Source organism: Psychrobacter sp. Rd 27.2 (assembly GCF_001921755.1).
GTDB classification, from domain to species: Bacteria; Pseudomonadota; Gammaproteobacteria; order Pseudomonadales; family Moraxellaceae; genus Psychrobacter; species Psychrobacter celer.
This window is the reverse complement of record NZ_MRYB01000010.1, coordinates 67,461-83,165: the sequence shown is the minus strand read 5'-3', so window position 1 is coordinate 83,165 and position 15,705 is coordinate 67,461. Positions and strand designations below refer to the sequence as shown.

General features: G+C 48.5%; 12 protein-coding genes. 8 read left to right on the top strand and 4 right to left on the bottom strand.

What is annotated here, in order from left to right:
* Window positions 1-15: 15 nt before the first annotated feature.
* The gene (locus BTV99_RS09495) at window positions 16-1,767 is read left to right on the top strand and encodes a 2-oxo acid dehydrogenase subunit E2 (protein WP_075102132.1); all 1,752 of its coding nucleotides are present in this window, start codon (window positions 16-18) and stop codon (window positions 1,765-1,767) included.
* Window positions 1,768-2,024: 257 nt separating this feature from the next.
* Here BTV99_RS09495 and BTV99_RS09490 read toward each other — a convergent pair whose 3' ends face one another.
* Complete coding sequence (locus tag BTV99_RS09490) at window positions 2,025-2,654, bottom strand: OmpW family protein (protein ID WP_075102131.1); 630 nt, start codon at window positions 2,652-2,654, stop codon at window positions 2,025-2,027.
* Between the two features lie 655 nt (window positions 2,655-3,309).
* Between BTV99_RS09490 and BTV99_RS09485 the strand changes: the two genes are divergently transcribed.
* On the top strand, window positions 3,310-4,293 hold the full coding sequence (locus BTV99_RS09485) for an ion transporter (protein ID WP_075102130.1): 984 nt from the start codon (window positions 3,310-3,312) through the stop codon (window positions 4,291-4,293).
* Between the two features lie 169 nt (window positions 4,294-4,462).
* On the opposite strand, the gene BTV99_RS09480 is transcribed toward BTV99_RS09485, so the two are convergent.
* The 3 genes from BTV99_RS09480 to BTV99_RS09470 all read right to left on the bottom strand — a co-directional run bounded on the left by BTV99_RS09480 (window position 4,463) and on the right by BTV99_RS09470 (window position 9,291).
* Complete coding sequence (locus tag BTV99_RS09480; RefSeq protein ID WP_075102129.1) at window positions 4,463-5,110, bottom strand: TerD family protein; 648 nt, start codon at window positions 5,108-5,110, stop codon at window positions 4,463-4,465.
* An 89-nt stretch (window positions 5,111-5,199) separates the two neighbouring features.
* Window positions 5,200-6,315 carry a YafY family protein gene (locus BTV99_RS09475; RefSeq protein WP_075102128.1) on the bottom strand — a complete coding sequence of 372 codons (1,116 nt, stop codon included), beginning with the start codon at window positions 6,313-6,315 and terminating at the stop codon, window positions 5,200-5,202.
* Between the two features lie 210 nt (window positions 6,316-6,525).
* Window positions 6,526-9,291: an ATP-binding protein gene (locus BTV99_RS09470; RefSeq protein WP_075102127.1), complete on the bottom strand. Its 2,766-nt coding sequence runs from the start codon at window positions 9,289-9,291 to the stop codon at window positions 6,526-6,528.
* Window positions 9,292-9,609: 318 nt separating this feature from the next.
* Between BTV99_RS09470 and rsmG the strand changes: the two genes are divergently transcribed.
* From rsmG to msbA, 6 genes are all read left to right on the top strand, one after another.
* The gene (rsmG, locus tag BTV99_RS09465; protein WP_075102126.1) at window positions 9,610-10,326 is read left to right on the top strand and encodes a 16S rRNA (guanine(527)-N(7))-methyltransferase RsmG; all 717 of its coding nucleotides are present in this window, start codon (window positions 9,610-9,612) and stop codon (window positions 10,324-10,326) included.
* 163 nt (window positions 10,327-10,489) lie between these two features.
* Window positions 10,490-11,269 carry a ParA family protein gene (locus BTV99_RS09460; protein WP_075102125.1) on the top strand — a complete coding sequence of 260 codons (780 nt, stop codon included), beginning with the start codon at window positions 10,490-10,492 and terminating at the stop codon, window positions 11,267-11,269.
* Between the two features lie 117 nt (window positions 11,270-11,386).
* Complete coding sequence (locus tag BTV99_RS09455; RefSeq protein ID WP_075102124.1) at window positions 11,387-12,520, top strand: ParB/RepB/Spo0J family partition protein; 1,134 nt, start codon at window positions 11,387-11,389, stop codon at window positions 12,518-12,520.
* A 51-nt stretch (window positions 12,521-12,571) separates the two neighbouring features.
* Complete coding sequence (locus BTV99_RS09450) at window positions 12,572-13,303, top strand: MotA/TolQ/ExbB proton channel family protein (protein ID WP_256713767.1); 732 nt, start codon at window positions 12,572-12,574, stop codon at window positions 13,301-13,303.
* Between the two features lie 78 nt (window positions 13,304-13,381).
* A complete protein-coding gene (locus BTV99_RS09445) occupies window positions 13,382-13,813 on the top strand; it encodes a biopolymer transporter ExbD (RefSeq protein ID WP_075102123.1) in 432 nt (143 codons plus the stop codon).
* Window positions 13,814-13,917: 104 nt separating this feature from the next.
* Entirely contained in the window at window positions 13,918-15,705 is a 1,788-nt protein-coding gene (gene msbA / locus BTV99_RS09440; protein WP_075102122.1) for a lipid A export permease/ATP-binding protein MsbA, read from the top strand.

The window sequence follows — 15,705 nt, the reverse complement described above, 5'->3', positions numbered from 1 at the left end:
ACGAGGAGATAAACCATGGACATTAAAGCCCCCGATTTGGGTGTCGATAGTGCCGAAGTCAGCGAAATTATGGTCGAAGTTGGCGATGTCATCGAAAAAGACGACAATATCATTTTATTAGAGTCTGACAAGGCATCAGTGGAAGTACCAAGCTCTGCTGCTGGTAAAGTCACCAAAATCAGCGTTGCTGTTGGTGATCAAGTCAGTGAAGGCATGGTGCTCATTGAGCTTGAAAGCGCTGCGGCCGATACACAAGCAGAAGCACCAGCCAGCGAAAAAAGTGCTGATGACGCCCGCAATCAAGCGGATGAAAAAGATGCTGGCGCACAGTCTGAGGCCACAACTGAGTCTCAAGCTGCTGATGCTAGCTCGTCAGAGTCCAAACAGCCTGCGCCGAGCGCGGGTACAGCCAGTACACATGCATTGCCAGATTTAGGTGTTGAAGAAGCGCAAGTGGCCGAGATTATGGTCAGTGTCGGTGATACCGTCAGTGCCGAGCAATCGATTTTGTTGATTGAGTCGGACAAAGCCTCGGTGGAAGTGCCAGCCCCTATCGCTGGCAAGGTCGAAAAAATACTGGTCGAAGCAGGCGATATGGTCGCCAACGGTCAAGATTTTATTGTCATTATTGGTGAGGATGAGACCAATAGCACGTCTGAAACACAGGAGTCTGGAACAGAAGCTGTGTCAGCCAAAGCAGATGGCGAGGCTGGCAGCAGTGAGCAGCAATCCAGTGCTAAACAACAGCCGACAGCTGCGCAAAAACAAAGCACTCAAGCGACAGGCGCTAGTGCTGCCAGCAAAAGCGGTGGCAAGCTGACAGAAAGTCAAGTGAATGAAAAGCTTGTCGATGTGTATGCAGGTCCTGCCGTACGTAAGCTGGCACGCCAAATGGGTGTGGATATTACTCAAGTGAGTGGCTCAGCGCTCAATGATCGTATCTTAAAAGAAGATGTGTTTGCTCATGTCAAAGAAAGCTTAAGCAAACAAAAAGCGGCACCGACAAACAGCGCTGGCGCTCAGGCGAGCCTGCCAAACTTACCCGATATGAGTAATACCGAGATCTGGGGAGAGACTGAGACTCAGGACTTAAGCCGCTTACAAAAGGTCTCTATACCGCAGCTTAACTACAATACCTTGCTGCCACAAGTCACACAGTTTGATTTGTCCGATATCACCGAGACTGAAAAACTGCGTGGTGAGCTCAAAGGCGGTATGAAAGCTGAAGGTATTGGCTTTACTATCCTAGCCTTTGTGGTAAAAGCGACGGCTCATGCCTTAACGCAGCATCCACGCTTTAACAGTCATTTGAGCGATGACAATACTCAGATTATCGTACGCAAAAGCGTCAACATGGGTATCGCTGTGGCGACGGATGATGGGCTTATCGTACCCGTTATCAAAAACGTTCAAGACAAAGGTCTTAAGCAGATCGCCATCGAGATAGGTGAGCTGGCAGCAAAAGCTCGTGATAAAAAGCTTGGCACTAAAGACTTACAAGGTGCAAGCTTTACCATATCGAGCCAAGGCAACCTAGGGGGTACCGCCTTTACGCCGTTGGTCAATTGGCCACAAGTGGGTATCTTAGGGGTCTCTGAGGCCAGTATGCAGCCGCGCTGGAACGAAACCAAGCAGACGTTTGAGCCGCGTTTGATGCTGCCGCTGTCGTTGTCTTATGATCACCGAGTGATTAATGGTGCTGATGCAGCAGTATTTACCCGTTATATCGCTACCTTGTTAGCAGATCCGCGCCGTATCTTGCTGTAGCTCTGACCGGCAGCGCTTTTGAGTGCTGTTTGGCTAATAGCGACTGATAGATTGCATCAATGATTATGTATTACAAAGAGACTGTCCAAGTGGATGGTCTTTTTTTATGGGCTTATGACATAAAGTGCGCCAACGTGATGTTAGGTTGATTATAAAAAAATAACAATAAACAGATTGCAGCAAATCATACAAACAAAAAAAGCCAGCACATCGGCTGGCTTCTTATCTGGCATACTTTACTTGCTATGATAGATTTATTAGAACTGTTTTACAAACGCAACGCCATATACCCATGGGCTGATATCGACTTCACCTAAGTCATTACCGTTTAGGCTAGCGTCAGTTTTGATGTCCATGTAGCGCGCATCGATACGGAAAGACTCAGTAGGCGCATATGGGATGTCAAGACCGATATGGCCAGCAACACCAACGCTATCGTCTAGCTCTAAATCATTACCGTTACCTAGGTAGACTCTTTCTTTAAAGAAAGTTGTATAGTTCACACCAACACCAACGAAAGGCTTCACATTCATAGGCAAGTTATAGCCGTCGAAGTGATACTGTACAGATAGAGTAGGTGGTAGATGCTGAGTTTTGGCATCAACTTCGTTACCATTTGCATCAGTTAGCGTGATGTCATGATGGAATGGGATGGCTGCTAGTAACTCAACACCAACGTTATCAGCGATGAAATATTCGCCACTGATGGTTGGGCGCACATCGCCATCAACATCTACTGATAAGCCATTGTTTAAAGTACCGTTGTCGCTTTTAGGGTCAACATAGTGTGCACCAGCAGCCACTGTCCACGTACCAGCAGGAACGGCAAAAGCAGAAGTCATAGTAAGTGCAGTAGCAGCGGCTAAAACTAGGGATTGTAGTTTCATCGTTTGATTCCTTAACGTAATAGAGGATTATCAGTCAGCTAATGAGGGATGACAGTAGTGACCAATACATAATATTATGATTATTGATTAATCTGTAACATTATAACGCCATTATAATACAAAACCACTATTTCTGTAAGGTAATAAATGGTTATTCTCAGTATTAAACCAAGACTTTTGCGTAAAGTTATCGATATCGAGGTATTGTGAACTTTTAGAAGTGGATGATAGGTAAAGGATAAAGGTTTTATTTTATAAACGGAGGCGCGCCACACTATGCTTGGTTATTGTAGTAACTCTCCTCTGCGTTGTACTAACGCACGGACGATGCAGCTATTAAATGAAGTAGATGGTTGTTGTCCTGAGTGCCATCTGTTTTTGTTGCCTGCCCAAAATGTCAGTCAGCAGTTAAAGATCGATGAACGGTTTTTACGATTGGCCGTTTTGGCAATTGCCTTTACGCTGCTGATAACTGTCTATATTTACTATAAAAATTTTGTATAATCTGAGGGTACACGCTAGCTGTAGATAACACGCAGCAGCCGATCGACGCCTTTTAGGTCAGCTTTGGCATTATGGTGGTCACGGTGGTTTTTTGCGGCAATGGCGATTTATTTTATTTATCCACGCGCGGGTTTTACCGCATAAGGTCAGCATGCTATTCCAATCTATACGGCGCTTGCGTCTTTTTGTTTATGATATTTTGCAAAATGATGAGCATGACACTCGGTTTAGCCGTTATGTGGATTACTTCCTGATTTTTTTGATCATGACCAATGTCGCCGCTGTGATTGCCGAGTCTGTAGACAACTGGTATTACCCTTATCAAGACTATTTTATTTGGTTTGAAAATTTCTCTATCGTTATTTTTTCTATTGAGTATTTACTGCGTTTGTGGAGTGTGGCCGAAGCCAAACCAGATAATACTACTTGGCGTCAGCGCTGGGAGTGGCTCAAAAGCCCGTCGGCGATGATCGACTTGATTGCAATTGCCCCTGCCTTTTTAAACTTCTTTGTCTCTATTGACTTGCGTTTCTTGCGTATTTTGCGTCTGTTTCGGATTCTGAAACTCACCCGCTACTTTGCCTCTATGCGTATCTTGCTGGTGGTCATTAGTAAAGAAAAAGGCTCGTTTCAAGCGGTTATCTTTATCTTGATTATCATGATTGTCACCGCCTCTAGCGGGATTTATTTGGTCGAAAATCACGCGCAGCCAGATGAGTTTGAGTCGATACCGAAGGCGATGTGGTGGGCGGTGGTGACGCTGACGACCGTCGGCTATGGTGATGTCACGCCGATCACCAATGCAGGCAAGATATTGGGTGCCATCATTACCATATTGGGTGTGGGTCTGGCGGCATTGCCAGCTGGTATCTTGGCGACTGGTTTGGCCAATGAGCTGGCTCAGCGCCGCGAGGAGTTAGAGCAGCATTTTCGTGAGCAGCTGATCGACAGTGATTTTGATTTGGTGCAAAACCAGATGATGATTGACAAGATTCGCCGTGAGCTGGGGCTAGACAAGGAGCAGGCGCAAAATATCGTTTTGCAAGTACTGCGTGAGCAAGAGCTTGAGCGCCGCGAAAGAGAGGTAGAAAGGCGGCAAAAAAATTACTGCCCGCACTGCGGCGAGCCGTTATAACACAGTGCACTACTCAACACGCGCTAGTCTTTTTTATCCCTTTTGTGGTTGAGTAGTTTTACGGCGTTATTTCGACAGCTTCATTCCTGCGATTTCATTTTTATGGTCTCATTTTCTGGTTTTAAGGGCTGCAGTCAAACGCTGTGGCTGATTTCTCTTTATAGGCTTTTTATAGGCCTTGGGGAATAGGAAGGGCGCGCGCCAGTTCATAGGCGACTTGCTGCGCGGCTGTGGCCAAATCCTCTGCTGCCAGTGGTAAGTTTTGCAAAGTTAGATGCCAGTCATCTACTTCTCGGCGCAAATGAGCGACCCAAAGTGTTTGGCAGTCGCGTGGCAGCTGTTTGAGATTGACTTCAAAACAGCGATTGCCTTCATCATCACTCAGGTGTATCTCGCCTTTTTTGACTCGAGAAAAAGGATGACCGTGATAAGAATTGGCCATCATGGCGATATGGGTGATATGCGCAGGAATTTTGTCTAAATACAGTCTGATCTGCTCTTGATCAAGCGGTGCCAAATACATGGCCTGCTCACCGCGATCTTTGCCATTTAAGCTATCGCCTTGATGGCGTACCGACTCCGCTTTGTCTCGCAGCTGCTTAAACCAGACGATATCGCTGATGGTGCAATTGTCATCGTATAACGCGCACGCGATGTCGATATCTATCGCGCCTTGGTTTTTTTTAAAACGTTTTAGCAGTCCCTTTGGCTCAATTCTGGTAAATTCGTAGTTTAGCGCAAAAAACAAAGTCCCCGCATCTAAGCCTAGTCCTCTTAAGCTGTCGGAAAGTAGTGGCGATGGGGTCGTGGTCGACATAGTATTCCTTTTACAATGGTTCGATTTGCAATGGTTCGAGGATGTTATCGTGGTTTGAGTCTGTAACGCTTAAGACAAAATAACACCAGTTAATCAGGTTTATTATCAGTGGCGTTATTGGTACTGTTATCCAAGACGGCTCGATATAGTAGCTCGGGCTGGGCATTGAGCAGGCCACTACCAAAGCCGCGCAACCACCAAACCAGCTGTGAGGTTAGGTTGACCGTGGCTTTGATGGTTAGGGTGTCGTCATCATTGACGGTGACGGTTTGATCGTCGCTAAGCTTGCTTTCTGTCAGACTTTTGCCAGCTTGTTTGGTGAATTGTAGCTCAATGGCCGTGTTTTTGCCACGCTCAGGCAGCTCGCCAAACAACGGATGACTAAAGCCCATACTGCCAGCCTCCAAATAGGTATCAAGCTGAAAATCCTCTGGCGTTTGCGCCGGACTCTCTAAAATCTCGACGCTATCAAACCGATGCAGAGCAAAGGTGCGAATGATGGCTTCTGGGTCATCGGTACGGGTCGCTAGTAAATAGATAATCACGCCGCGCTGAATGATGGCAATGGGGTTTAGCGTATATTCGCTGGCCTCATTTTTGTTGCTACGGGTGTAGCAGGCTTTGACCTGCAATTGATAAAAGAGCGCGTGATACAGATTGTCTTTGCTCTCGAGGTCAATATGCGGGGCGATTAAGGGCTGGGTGGCAGGCTCAATGCGTACTCGGTCGATCCAAGAGTGCGTGACTTTACTGTTTTTTAGCTGTCGTCTTGCTAAATCAAACCAAGGAAACAGCTCGTCTAAAATCACGGGCGGTAATAGCTGGGTGAGGTTGGCCTCTACCATATTAAAAGCCACCGCTTGTGATAGATTCATATGCGGTAGGCTGTGTAGCGGGGCATCGTCACGCCAGCGCCAGCCTTGCGGGTTGGCGTTGTTTTTTTCGATGGGAAAGCGTTTGGACAAGGCATTTAGGTCGCGCTGTACGGTGCGCAGACTGATGTCAAACCCTGCAAGTTTGAGCTGCTCGTAAATGTGCGTCGTTCCCACCCAGCGATTGCGCTGTAACTGTGAGAGTACTTGCCACTGCCGCGCTGTGGTCGCCGCGCCATGACGATTATTATGATGAGTCTCTGCAGCAGGGGCACTGGTGCTCGTGCGCTGCTCGTCTATTCGCTCATCTGTGTGGGTATGATGTACAGTCATTCAGAGATAACCTTTATGAAGTCGTAAATCAATGTCGCAATCGATATGGATATTTTAATGCTGGTATTTTAACGAGTTCGTCGCGGGTTATCATGGCAGAAAAGCAGCTTGACGTCTATCCTGACGTCTATGTTGTGTCTATCACTGATGAGCAGCGTATGATAAATGACGGTAGCAGGTCGTCAGCCCATGCTCTGATGCCTGTCACCATCAGGGCTGGGCGATATCAGGCGACTCATCAGCTGTCGTGATATCCGCGCTTGAGTGGTCGTCATTGCCTTTATCCTCTTGACGTTGACGCCTTTTTTTCTTGTCTTTTTTCTTTTTTGCCTTGCGCTTTTTTTGGCTGGTTTGCTTGGCGTCTTTGTCCTCAATATCGTCATCGCCGTTTTGGTTTTCGTCCCACAGCAGTAAGCGATTTAATACTTTGCCAAACAACGTGTCTTTACGATAGCGGCCTTTTTTATTCATGGTGTCGACAGGCAGTCCTGTCATCAGTGTCAACGCTTCACTCAGGCTCTGCACCCCATAGATATGAAACTTACCAGCTTTGACCGCAGCGATGATGTCGTCGCGCAGCATCAGCTGCTGGACGTTGGCAATAGGGATGACCACGCCTTGCTGACCTGTCAGTTCTTGCTCGCGGCAAGCATCAAAAAATCCAGCGATTTTAGCGTTGATGCCACCGACAGCTTGTACCTCACCTAATTGATTCATGGAGCCAGTAATGGCTAAGGACTGATCGATTGGCACATCCGCTAAGGCTGAGAGTAGCGCGCAGCCTTCGCTGACTGTGGCGCTGTCGCCATCGATCTGCGCGTAGCTTTGCTCAAAAGCAAGTGAGGCACTAAAGTTAAGGGCATGGTGTTGACTAAACAGCGCCCGCAAATAGCTGGTCATAATTAGCATGCCCTTAGCATGTAGACTACCGCCCAAATCCACATCGCGTTCGATATCGAGAATCTCACCTGCGCCGATGTTGGGTTGAATGACGGCGGTGAGGCGTGCTGGCATGCCAAACTCGCTATCGGCATAGCTGACCACAGTCAGAGCGTTGACTTGCCCGACCGCATGACCTTGGGTTTGAATGAGCTGCTGGCCGTTTTTTAGCTCATCCCAGTATAAGTCGCGCAGATACCCTGAGCGCTCGTCCATATCGTCAATGGCTTGCATGACGTGATGGGCATCAACGATATGCTTGCCATCTAGGCGCGCATGGCGATCAGACTCGTGCAGCAGTTTGATCAACAAGTCGCTGTGTAAGCTTAAGCGGTCTTGGTCTTCGGCTTGTAAGCTCAAATGCTCAAGCAGCGCCGCCTGTGCATTGCGATCGAATGGATAGAGGCTAGCATGATCGATGATATCAGCCATTTTTGCCACCAATGCCAACTCGTGCTCAGGGCTGCGCGTCACATCATCGTGGAAGTCGGCGCGCACCTTAAAGACGGCATCAAACTCAGGCTCAAGCTCCAAAAGCTCGTAATATAGGTCAGCTTCGCCCAGCAAAATCACCTTGACCTCAAGGTCAATGGGTGACGGCGCAAGCGATAGGCTACCTGTCAAAGTCAGCATTTGCTCAAGGCTAGAGAGTTTGATTTTGCGTGATTGCAGAGCGCGTTTGAGACCTTGCCAAGCATAAGGATGCTCAAGTAAATGACTGGCCTCCAACAACAGATAACCGCCATTGGCACGGTGTAGAGCGCCCGCTCGAATCATACTGACGTCAGTGGTGACTGTGCCCAACTGGGTGATTTGCTCGACATGTCCCAATAGGTTTAGATGCGTCGGCAAATCCTCAAAGACCACAGGTGCACCACTGTCTGGCGCGTGACTGACGATGACATTGACCGCATAACGACTGGGAGTGGTGGCCAGCGCTGCTGTGACAAACTCTTCATCATCGCCATTGACGATGCGCTCAGCATGCGTGACCATATCTGCAGATACGGCTTTTAGGTAATCGACGACTTGTGGCTGAGCTGCAAACTGCTGATAAACTGGGGCAAATAACGGCTGTAGGGCACGGCGTGCAATGTCACGATGCAGCGCTTCGATGGCGTCATTGGCTTCGTCTTCTAATTGCTCTAGTGCGATAGTGAGCTGACTTAGGCGCTTTTGCATGTGGTTTTTTTGTACGAAGTTGTCGAGCTCGGCTTCGTACTCGTCATCGCCAGAGGGCACTTTGTCTTGCTTGCCACGACGATGCGCCGTCTCATTGGGCTTGGCCGCGGATTGCGGATTATCTGATCTAGGGCTGGCGGGAGGAGTGTGCTCAGCGGCGGTATCGGCGGCGCTGCTACTCTCCGTTGGCAGCTGACTTGAATGGACAAACACCGCTTTGTTATCAAACGAGCGAAACGTCAAAGCCAAGTCGTATTGCTTGCCTTCGGCATTGAGCACATCATAAGCCTGACTTTCTTTTTGATGGGTGGCGTTTTTGATGGCTTCTATTTTGCTTTGGTATTGATCACTGCGAAAACGCTGACTGAGGCGTTTTTTGGCTTGCTGCCACAATTGACTCACCTGCTGCTGCAATATCTCTGCTTGTCCAGCAGGTAGGGATAATGCTTGCGGCGTACGAGGATCAGCGAAATTATGCACATAGACCCAGTCATCAGGCGTTGGCGCATCGGCAGCGATGCGAGTCAATAAACGGCTGATGACCGTACGTTTGCCCAAACCGTTTTCGCCTGCGGCAAACACATGATAGCCACTGGCTTTGATGTCTAGGGCGGTTTGCAATGCTTTTAGCGCTCGCTGCTGGCCAAAGCCCACATCTAAATCAGGGGCAGCTCGAGTGTCGCTTGGCAGTGCCGCAGGATCGCTATAGCGCTTCAATTGCGCAGCGCTTAGGTGGCAGTGCTGCTTCACTTCTAAAAAACGTGGATGCAGCTGCGTTACCTTTTTTGCGTGTTTTGTCTGTTCTTTGGTGGTGTCTATTGCTGGGTCGGTCAGCTGAGTCGAGGGTGTTACCATATCATTAGTGTCTTGTTTGGTCGCGTTTTTGATGATTGGGAAGTGTTGCTATGAGGCGGTTTGATTGTCGGTGTTTGGGATGCGGCCTTTAAAAATGAGCGATTGGTTTTTTAGTATATTTCATCATAAAGCTGCGGTCTTTGCTGCATATGATAGCAGTAAATACTCAGCGGTTTGCTATGATTAAAGAACAATAACGCCTCAAAGACTGCGCAGATAGTATAAGATGTCTCACATTGGGGCAATCTGCAACTATTCAATACGCGGAGTGCGTGATAAAATAGACGGTTCACATGTCAAAACTGGATAATGCGCCTTATGTCAGCTTCTGCCAAAAAAACCTCATCATCTACCAGCGTGAATCATGCCGCTATCGATCCGGCCGGCTTTGTTAAACTTGGCATACAGCTGCCAGCACTGGCCGATACGTTGGCGCAAGCGATCAATGAGCTGGGTTTGTCTTTGAGTGAGACGCAGCAGCGCACGCTATTATTGTACTTAGATCAGCTTTTATTGTGGAATAAGGCGTATAATCTCACCGCCATCATTGATCCCAAAGAAGCGCTGATCAAGCATGTGATTGATTGTTTGGCTATTATACCGCATTTGCCGTCAGGATCACTGTTAGATATCGGTACAGGGGCAGGGCTGCCAGCCGTTATTATCGCGATTTGCCAGCCTGAGCGCGCTTGCACAGCCTTAGACAGCAATCAGAAAAAAATTCGCTTTATCAAACAAATCAGTAGTGAGCTTGGCCTACATAATATGCAGCCTATTGCCTCTCGTATCGAGGCGCATGAGGCCAGCTATGAGGTGGTGACCTCGCGAGCCTTTGCCAGCCTGATTGATTTTGTCCACGTGGCACAGCCAAGACTGGCCGCAGAGGGACGATTGTGCGCGATGAAGGGCAAAGCGCCAAGCGATGAAGAGCTGCAAGCGCTCGAGCACGACTGGCGTATCGACACCATAAAGTTAACAGTGCCGCGTTTACATGATAGTCGCCATTTGATTGAATTGTCTGCTAAAAATGTCTAAGCTATGAGCCCGTGCGGTCGTGAAACATCGTTTACCTTGATATCCAAATAGCATATATTGATGAGTCTCAAGGTTGCAGGGTGTTGTGATTGCAAGCGATGTCTGCAAGCATCAGTAAAACATAGAATAATAGTAATAGATCCTAATAAAATTGAGTGAGTGTATGGAAATCATAGCAATTGCCAATCAAAAAGGCGGCGTGGGTAAAACCACGACGGCGGTAAATTTGACCGCCAGCTTGGCTGCTAAACGCAAGCGTGTCCTGCTGATTGACCTAGACCCACAAGGCAATGCGACCAGTGGTACAGGTGTCGATAAAAACGAGCTGTCCTTGACCATCGCTGATGTGCTGCTCGATGGCGTCTCGCTGGCTGATGTGATTGTCCCAAGTCCTGCTGGGTTTGACGTGATTGGTGCCAACCGAGATTTGGCGGGTATGGACATCACTTTGATGAACAAAACAGACAGTCATGAGCTATTTAAAAATGCCATGGCGGCGCTGGTAGAGCAGCAAGCCGCTACCAACACACCGGCTTATGATTATGTGATTATCGATTGCGCGCCGAGTTTGAATTTATTGACAATCAATGCTTTGGTGGCAACTGACGGCGTGATTATTCCGATGCAATGCGAATACTATGCGCTAGAAGGGCTGGCCGACTTGTCGCAGACTATTGAGCGTTTAACGGAGCTCAATCCAAATCTCTATATACGCGGCGTCGTAAGAACCCTATATGATGCACGTAACACACTCGCACGCGATGTCTCAGCCGAGCTTGAGGCGCATTTTGGCGATATCATGTACAAAACCCACATTCCCAGAAACATTCGTCTGGCAGAGGCACCTGCTCATGGTCTGCCGGTGATTGCGTATGAGAGGTGGTCAAAAGGGTCGCGCGCTTACCAAAAACTGGCCGCTGAAGTGATTAAGCAAAGTGCCTAAAAACGCGGCGTGGGCAGCGTTAGAGTAGATAAGCGGTAACTATCATATTTATAAGTAATGAGTAAGCCGCATTTGTAAAAAATGGGCTTTTATTTTAGTGTTAGAGGATAGGTAATCATGGCGAAAAAGAGAGGGTTGGCGGCCAATCGAGGCTTAGACGCCTTATTAGGGTCAATCAAAAAAGAAAAGCAAATTACCGCCTCTGCCTTGCAAGACGATATGGCTGCGCGTGGCAATGCTGCGCCCGTCGACACGTCAGATACCTCGCCATCAAACACGAACGCAAAAGCGCCTAGTGTCGCGACTCGCTCTGAGCGTACCAATGCTGCTAAAACCCAAACGCGCGCTGCTGATAGCAGTGGCCGAAAATCACGGGCTACAAACAAGGCAGCGGCCAAACCGCGTGCCACAGGTACAGACAACAGTGCGCTTGAAGATCAAATCAGCTTGGTGCAGATCGATGTCAAACGCCTGCAAGCGGGTAAATACCAGCCTCGCCGCGATATGAGTGAAACGGCGCTGGCAGAGTTGGCATCGTCTATCGAGCAGCATGGCGTCATGCAGCCTATTGTGATTCGTCCACTACTGGCCAGTGAGGATAAGAGTGAGGATTTTGTCACGCACGAAATCATCGCAGGTGAGCGGCGCTGGCGTGCGGCCAAGATGGCAGGTAAGCCAGTCATTCCAGCGATTGAACGCGCTTTGTCTGATGAGCTGGCGATTGCGCTAGCATTGATTGAAAACATCCAGCGTGAAGACTTATCCGTGATTGAACAAGCCGCTGCACTGCAGCGCTTTCATACCGAGTTTGGTATGAGCCATGCGATGATCGCTGAGGTGGTCGGTAAGGCGCGTACCACTGTGTCAAACTTGCTGCGTCTCAACCAGCTGCATGACACGGTCAAAGATCATTTGGCCAACAATGCGCTTGATATGGGGCATGCGCGTACCCTGTTGGCGCTCTCTTCTGAGCAGCAGCCGATCATCGCCCAAAAGATCATCGATGGCGGCATGACGGTACGCGAAGCTGAGAAGCTGGTAAAATCCATCCTCCAGCCTGCGCCAAAAGTCAGCCGCGCTGAGCAAGTGCAATCACGTGACGTCGAGCGTTTGACCCAGCGCCTGACAGATATGCTCGGCGCTGAAGTAAAGCTTAAGCACAAAAAAGACGGGCAGGGCAGTGTCGAGATATTTTTTCATAGTCAAGACCAGCTGGCCGCTTTGATCAAACAGATAGAAGCGCAGGCTTAACAAGCGCCATCTTTATAACAACTATTTAAAAAAACATAAAAGAGAAGCAATATGTGGGAGTTGGTAAAGGCAGGTGGTTGGTTGATGACGCCGATTGTGTTGTGCTCAATTTTGGCATTGGTCATCATTATCGAGCGTAGTCATACCTTACAGTTTAACAAAATCGTTCCAAGCAGACTGCGTGAACAGCTAATCACACGCTTGCGTGAAAACGGTGATATCGGCCGCACTCAGCTGATGAACGTTAAAGAAAAAACCCCATTAGGCGATATCCTAGCGACAGGGCTGCTCTATCGCCAGTATGGGCTAGACTCGATGACCATGCACATGCAAAACCGTGCCAGTGTGCAAATCCATCAGTTAGAAAAAAACATCAATATGCTCGGCACCATCGGCGCGATTGCCCCACTGCTCGGGCTATTGGGTACTGTACTGGGTATTATTTCATCGTTTTTGGCAATTACTGATGGCGCGATGCAGGACCCGACGATGCTAGCTGCTGGGGTATCACAAGCGCTGATAACCACAGCTGCAGGGATGATTGTGGCCATCCCTGCACTGGTGGCCTATCGCTATTTTCAGCGCCGTATCATTGATATCAATGCACAGTTTGAGACCCAAGCGGGCTTGATGATTCAAGAGCTATACGACTATCACCTGCTAGCAGATAGTAATCTGGCGGATATGCGTCAGTTTCCTTCTACTGCAGTAGAGGGTGCGGCAGACTCAGCGCCTGCTATGCATGGGTTAGAGGTCAATGCTGAAGCAGCCATGACCTCATAACCTGCGTCAGTGGTTATCGATATTCTACGTTATCAGTATTCTACCAAGTGTGGTATTGAGTCAATTAAAGAGAATGGTATGCGCTTTAGAAAACCGACGGTCGAGCCCCTTGAAATCAATCTGACACCGATGATTGATTGTTTATTATTCTTAATCGTGTTTTTGTTGCTGGCCACCTCGTTCAATCATTTTAGCCGTTTAAATATCATTCTCCCTGAGGCAGAAGGGGTGGCGCTGACAGAGCAGAACAATACCATCGAAGTGGCAGTGCAAGAAGATGGCAATTATCTTGTCAATGGCATCACACTTGCGAGCAGTAATGAAGCGGAGCTGACCAGTATGCTTCAGCAAGAAGCCGGCAGCAATCGTGAGATGCTCTTTGTCATCGCGGCAGATGCCAATGCCACGCACCAATCAGTCGTGCGCGTGATGGATGTCGCTGGCAAAATGGGGTTTTTGAACCTGAATATCAGTACGGTTGTGCCGCTTGGCCAGTCGTTACCGCAATAATATATGGCGTGCTCGATGCCGCACTTATCTGTAAAGCTGTAGTTCAGTGAAGGTGCAGCATAGATACAGTCCATTCATGTTATGACACCCAAATTGAGGCTTTTATGAGCCAAGCTTATTCATCTGACGCTAAAAAACCGTCTGCAAAAAAACAGTCGGCTGCGCCCTCAGGTACGCCAAAATACCAGACATTGCTGCGGCTGCTACGCTATCTTAAGCCGTACTGGTGGGCATTACTGCTGACGGTTGTGGGGTTTGCGATCAATGCGGCAACCGAGATTTGGATTGCCAAACTGCTGCAATACATCACTGATGCCATCAATCAAAATGACCAGAGTAAGCAAGATTTGTTTCCACTGCTTATTATTGGTCTGTTCTTTGTTCGCGGTGTGGGTAGCTTTTTGGGTAACTATTACTCCGCATTGGTGTCACGCAACTTGGTGTATGAGCTGCGTGTGGAGGTGTTTAATAAGCTGCTGCGTTTGCCAAGTGCGTTTTATTTGGCCAATCCGGCAGGCACTATCTCCTCAAAGCTGATATTTGACGTCGAGCAAGTCACCGCTGCCAGTACCGACTCGATGAAAACGGTGTTGCGAGATGGTTTGACTGTGATTGGTCTGATTGGCTTTTTGCTTTATAGTAATTGGCGTTTGACCTTGATTTTGTTTGTGGTGTTGCCGCCCATATTATGGCTGATTCGCATCGCATCCAAGCGTTATCTCAAGTTGTCAAAAGGTATCCAAGAAACCATGGGGGATGTCAGCCATATCACCAATGAAGTCATCGGTGGCTATCAGGTGGTCAAAAACTACGGCGGTCAAGCTTACGAAGCCGAGCGTTTTGATAAAACCTCCAAAAAGAACCTGCGCCAAGGTATGAAGGTCGTCGTGACCAACAGTATCAACACCCCAGCGGTACAGCTGCTGATGGCCATGGCGATGTCGGTGGTGGTTTGGCTGGCCCTTAGACCATCGGTAATCGACAATATCTCTGCCGGTGAGTTTATCTCGTATATCGCCGCGGCAGGACTGCTCAGTAAGCCGGTTCGATCCCTGACCGATGTCAATCAAAAACTGCAAAAAGGCATTGCCGCGGGTGAGTCCATCTTTGCGCTACTTGATGAGCCAGAAGAAAAAGACACCGGCACGGTCAGCCCAGCGTTGTCTGGGGAGATATCTCTGGACAATATCAGTTTGGTGTATCCCGATTCGACAGTAGCGCTGCGCGACTTTACGCTGGATGTGCGAGCAGGGGAGACGGTAGCCTTGGTAGGGCGCAGCGGCGCTGGTAAGTCTTCATTGGTCAGTTTGTTGACACGTACCTTGTCGACCTCCTCAGGGCAGATTACCTTGGATGGACGGCCGATTGAGGATATCAAACTTGAGAGTCTGCGCGCGCAGATTGCGATGGTCAATCAGCAGGTAGTGCTATTTAATACCACTGTTTTTAATAACATCGCTTATGGCAGTTTGGCCAATAAGAGCCAAGCAGAGGTAGAAAAAGCAGCCAAAGATGCGTTTGCTCATGATTTTATTATGAAGCTGCCAAATGGCTATCAAAGCGAAATCGGCGCTGAAGGTCTGCAGCTGTCAGGTGGTCAGCGTCAGCGTTTGTCTATCGCTCGGGCCCTGCTAAAAGATGCACCGATTCTTATACTAGATGAGGCGACCAGCGCGCTGGACAATGAGTCAGAGTACTATATCCAGCAAGCACTTGATAATGTTATGAAAGACCGGACGACATTGGTCATTGCTCATCGATTGACGACCATTGAGTCCGCCGATCGTATCGCAGTCTTGGATGGTGGTCAGCTTGTAGAGCTGGGCACCCATGATGAGCTGATGCAAAAGCAAGGTCATTATGCCCAGATGTATGCCCGCGATTTTGAGTAG

Coding starts and splice junctions, on each gene's coding strand:
- BTV99_RS09495 (WP_075102132.1), top strand. CDS start 16: ATGGACATTAAAGCCCCCGATTTGGGTGTCGATAGTGCCGAAGTCAGC.
- BTV99_RS09490 (WP_075102131.1), bottom strand. CDS start 2,654: ATGAAACTACAATCCCTAGTTTTAGCCGCTGCTACTGCACTTACTATG.
- BTV99_RS09485 (WP_075102130.1), top strand. CDS start 3,310: ATGCTATTCCAATCTATACGGCGCTTGCGTCTTTTTGTTTATGATATT.
- BTV99_RS09480 (WP_075102129.1), bottom strand. CDS start 5,110: ATGTCGACCACGACCCCATCGCCACTACTTTCCGACAGCTTAAGAGGA.
- BTV99_RS09475 (WP_075102128.1), bottom strand. CDS start 6,315: ATGACTGTACATCATACCCACACAGATGAGCGAATAGACGAGCAGCGC.
- BTV99_RS09470 (WP_075102127.1), bottom strand. CDS start 9,291: ATGGTAACACCCTCGACTCAGCTGACCGACCCAGCAATAGACACCACC.
- rsmG (WP_075102126.1), top strand. CDS start 9,610: ATGTCAGCTTCTGCCAAAAAAACCTCATCATCTACCAGCGTGAATCAT.
- BTV99_RS09460 (WP_075102125.1), top strand. CDS start 10,490: ATGGAAATCATAGCAATTGCCAATCAAAAAGGCGGCGTGGGTAAAACC.
- BTV99_RS09455 (WP_075102124.1), top strand. CDS start 11,387: ATGGCGAAAAAGAGAGGGTTGGCGGCCAATCGAGGCTTAGACGCCTTA.
- BTV99_RS09450 (WP_256713767.1), top strand. CDS start 12,572: ATGTGGGAGTTGGTAAAGGCAGGTGGTTGGTTGATGACGCCGATTGTG.
- BTV99_RS09445 (WP_075102123.1), top strand. CDS start 13,382: ATGCGCTTTAGAAAACCGACGGTCGAGCCCCTTGAAATCAATCTGACA.
- msbA (WP_075102122.1), top strand. CDS start 13,918: ATGAGCCAAGCTTATTCATCTGACGCTAAAAAACCGTCTGCAAAAAAA.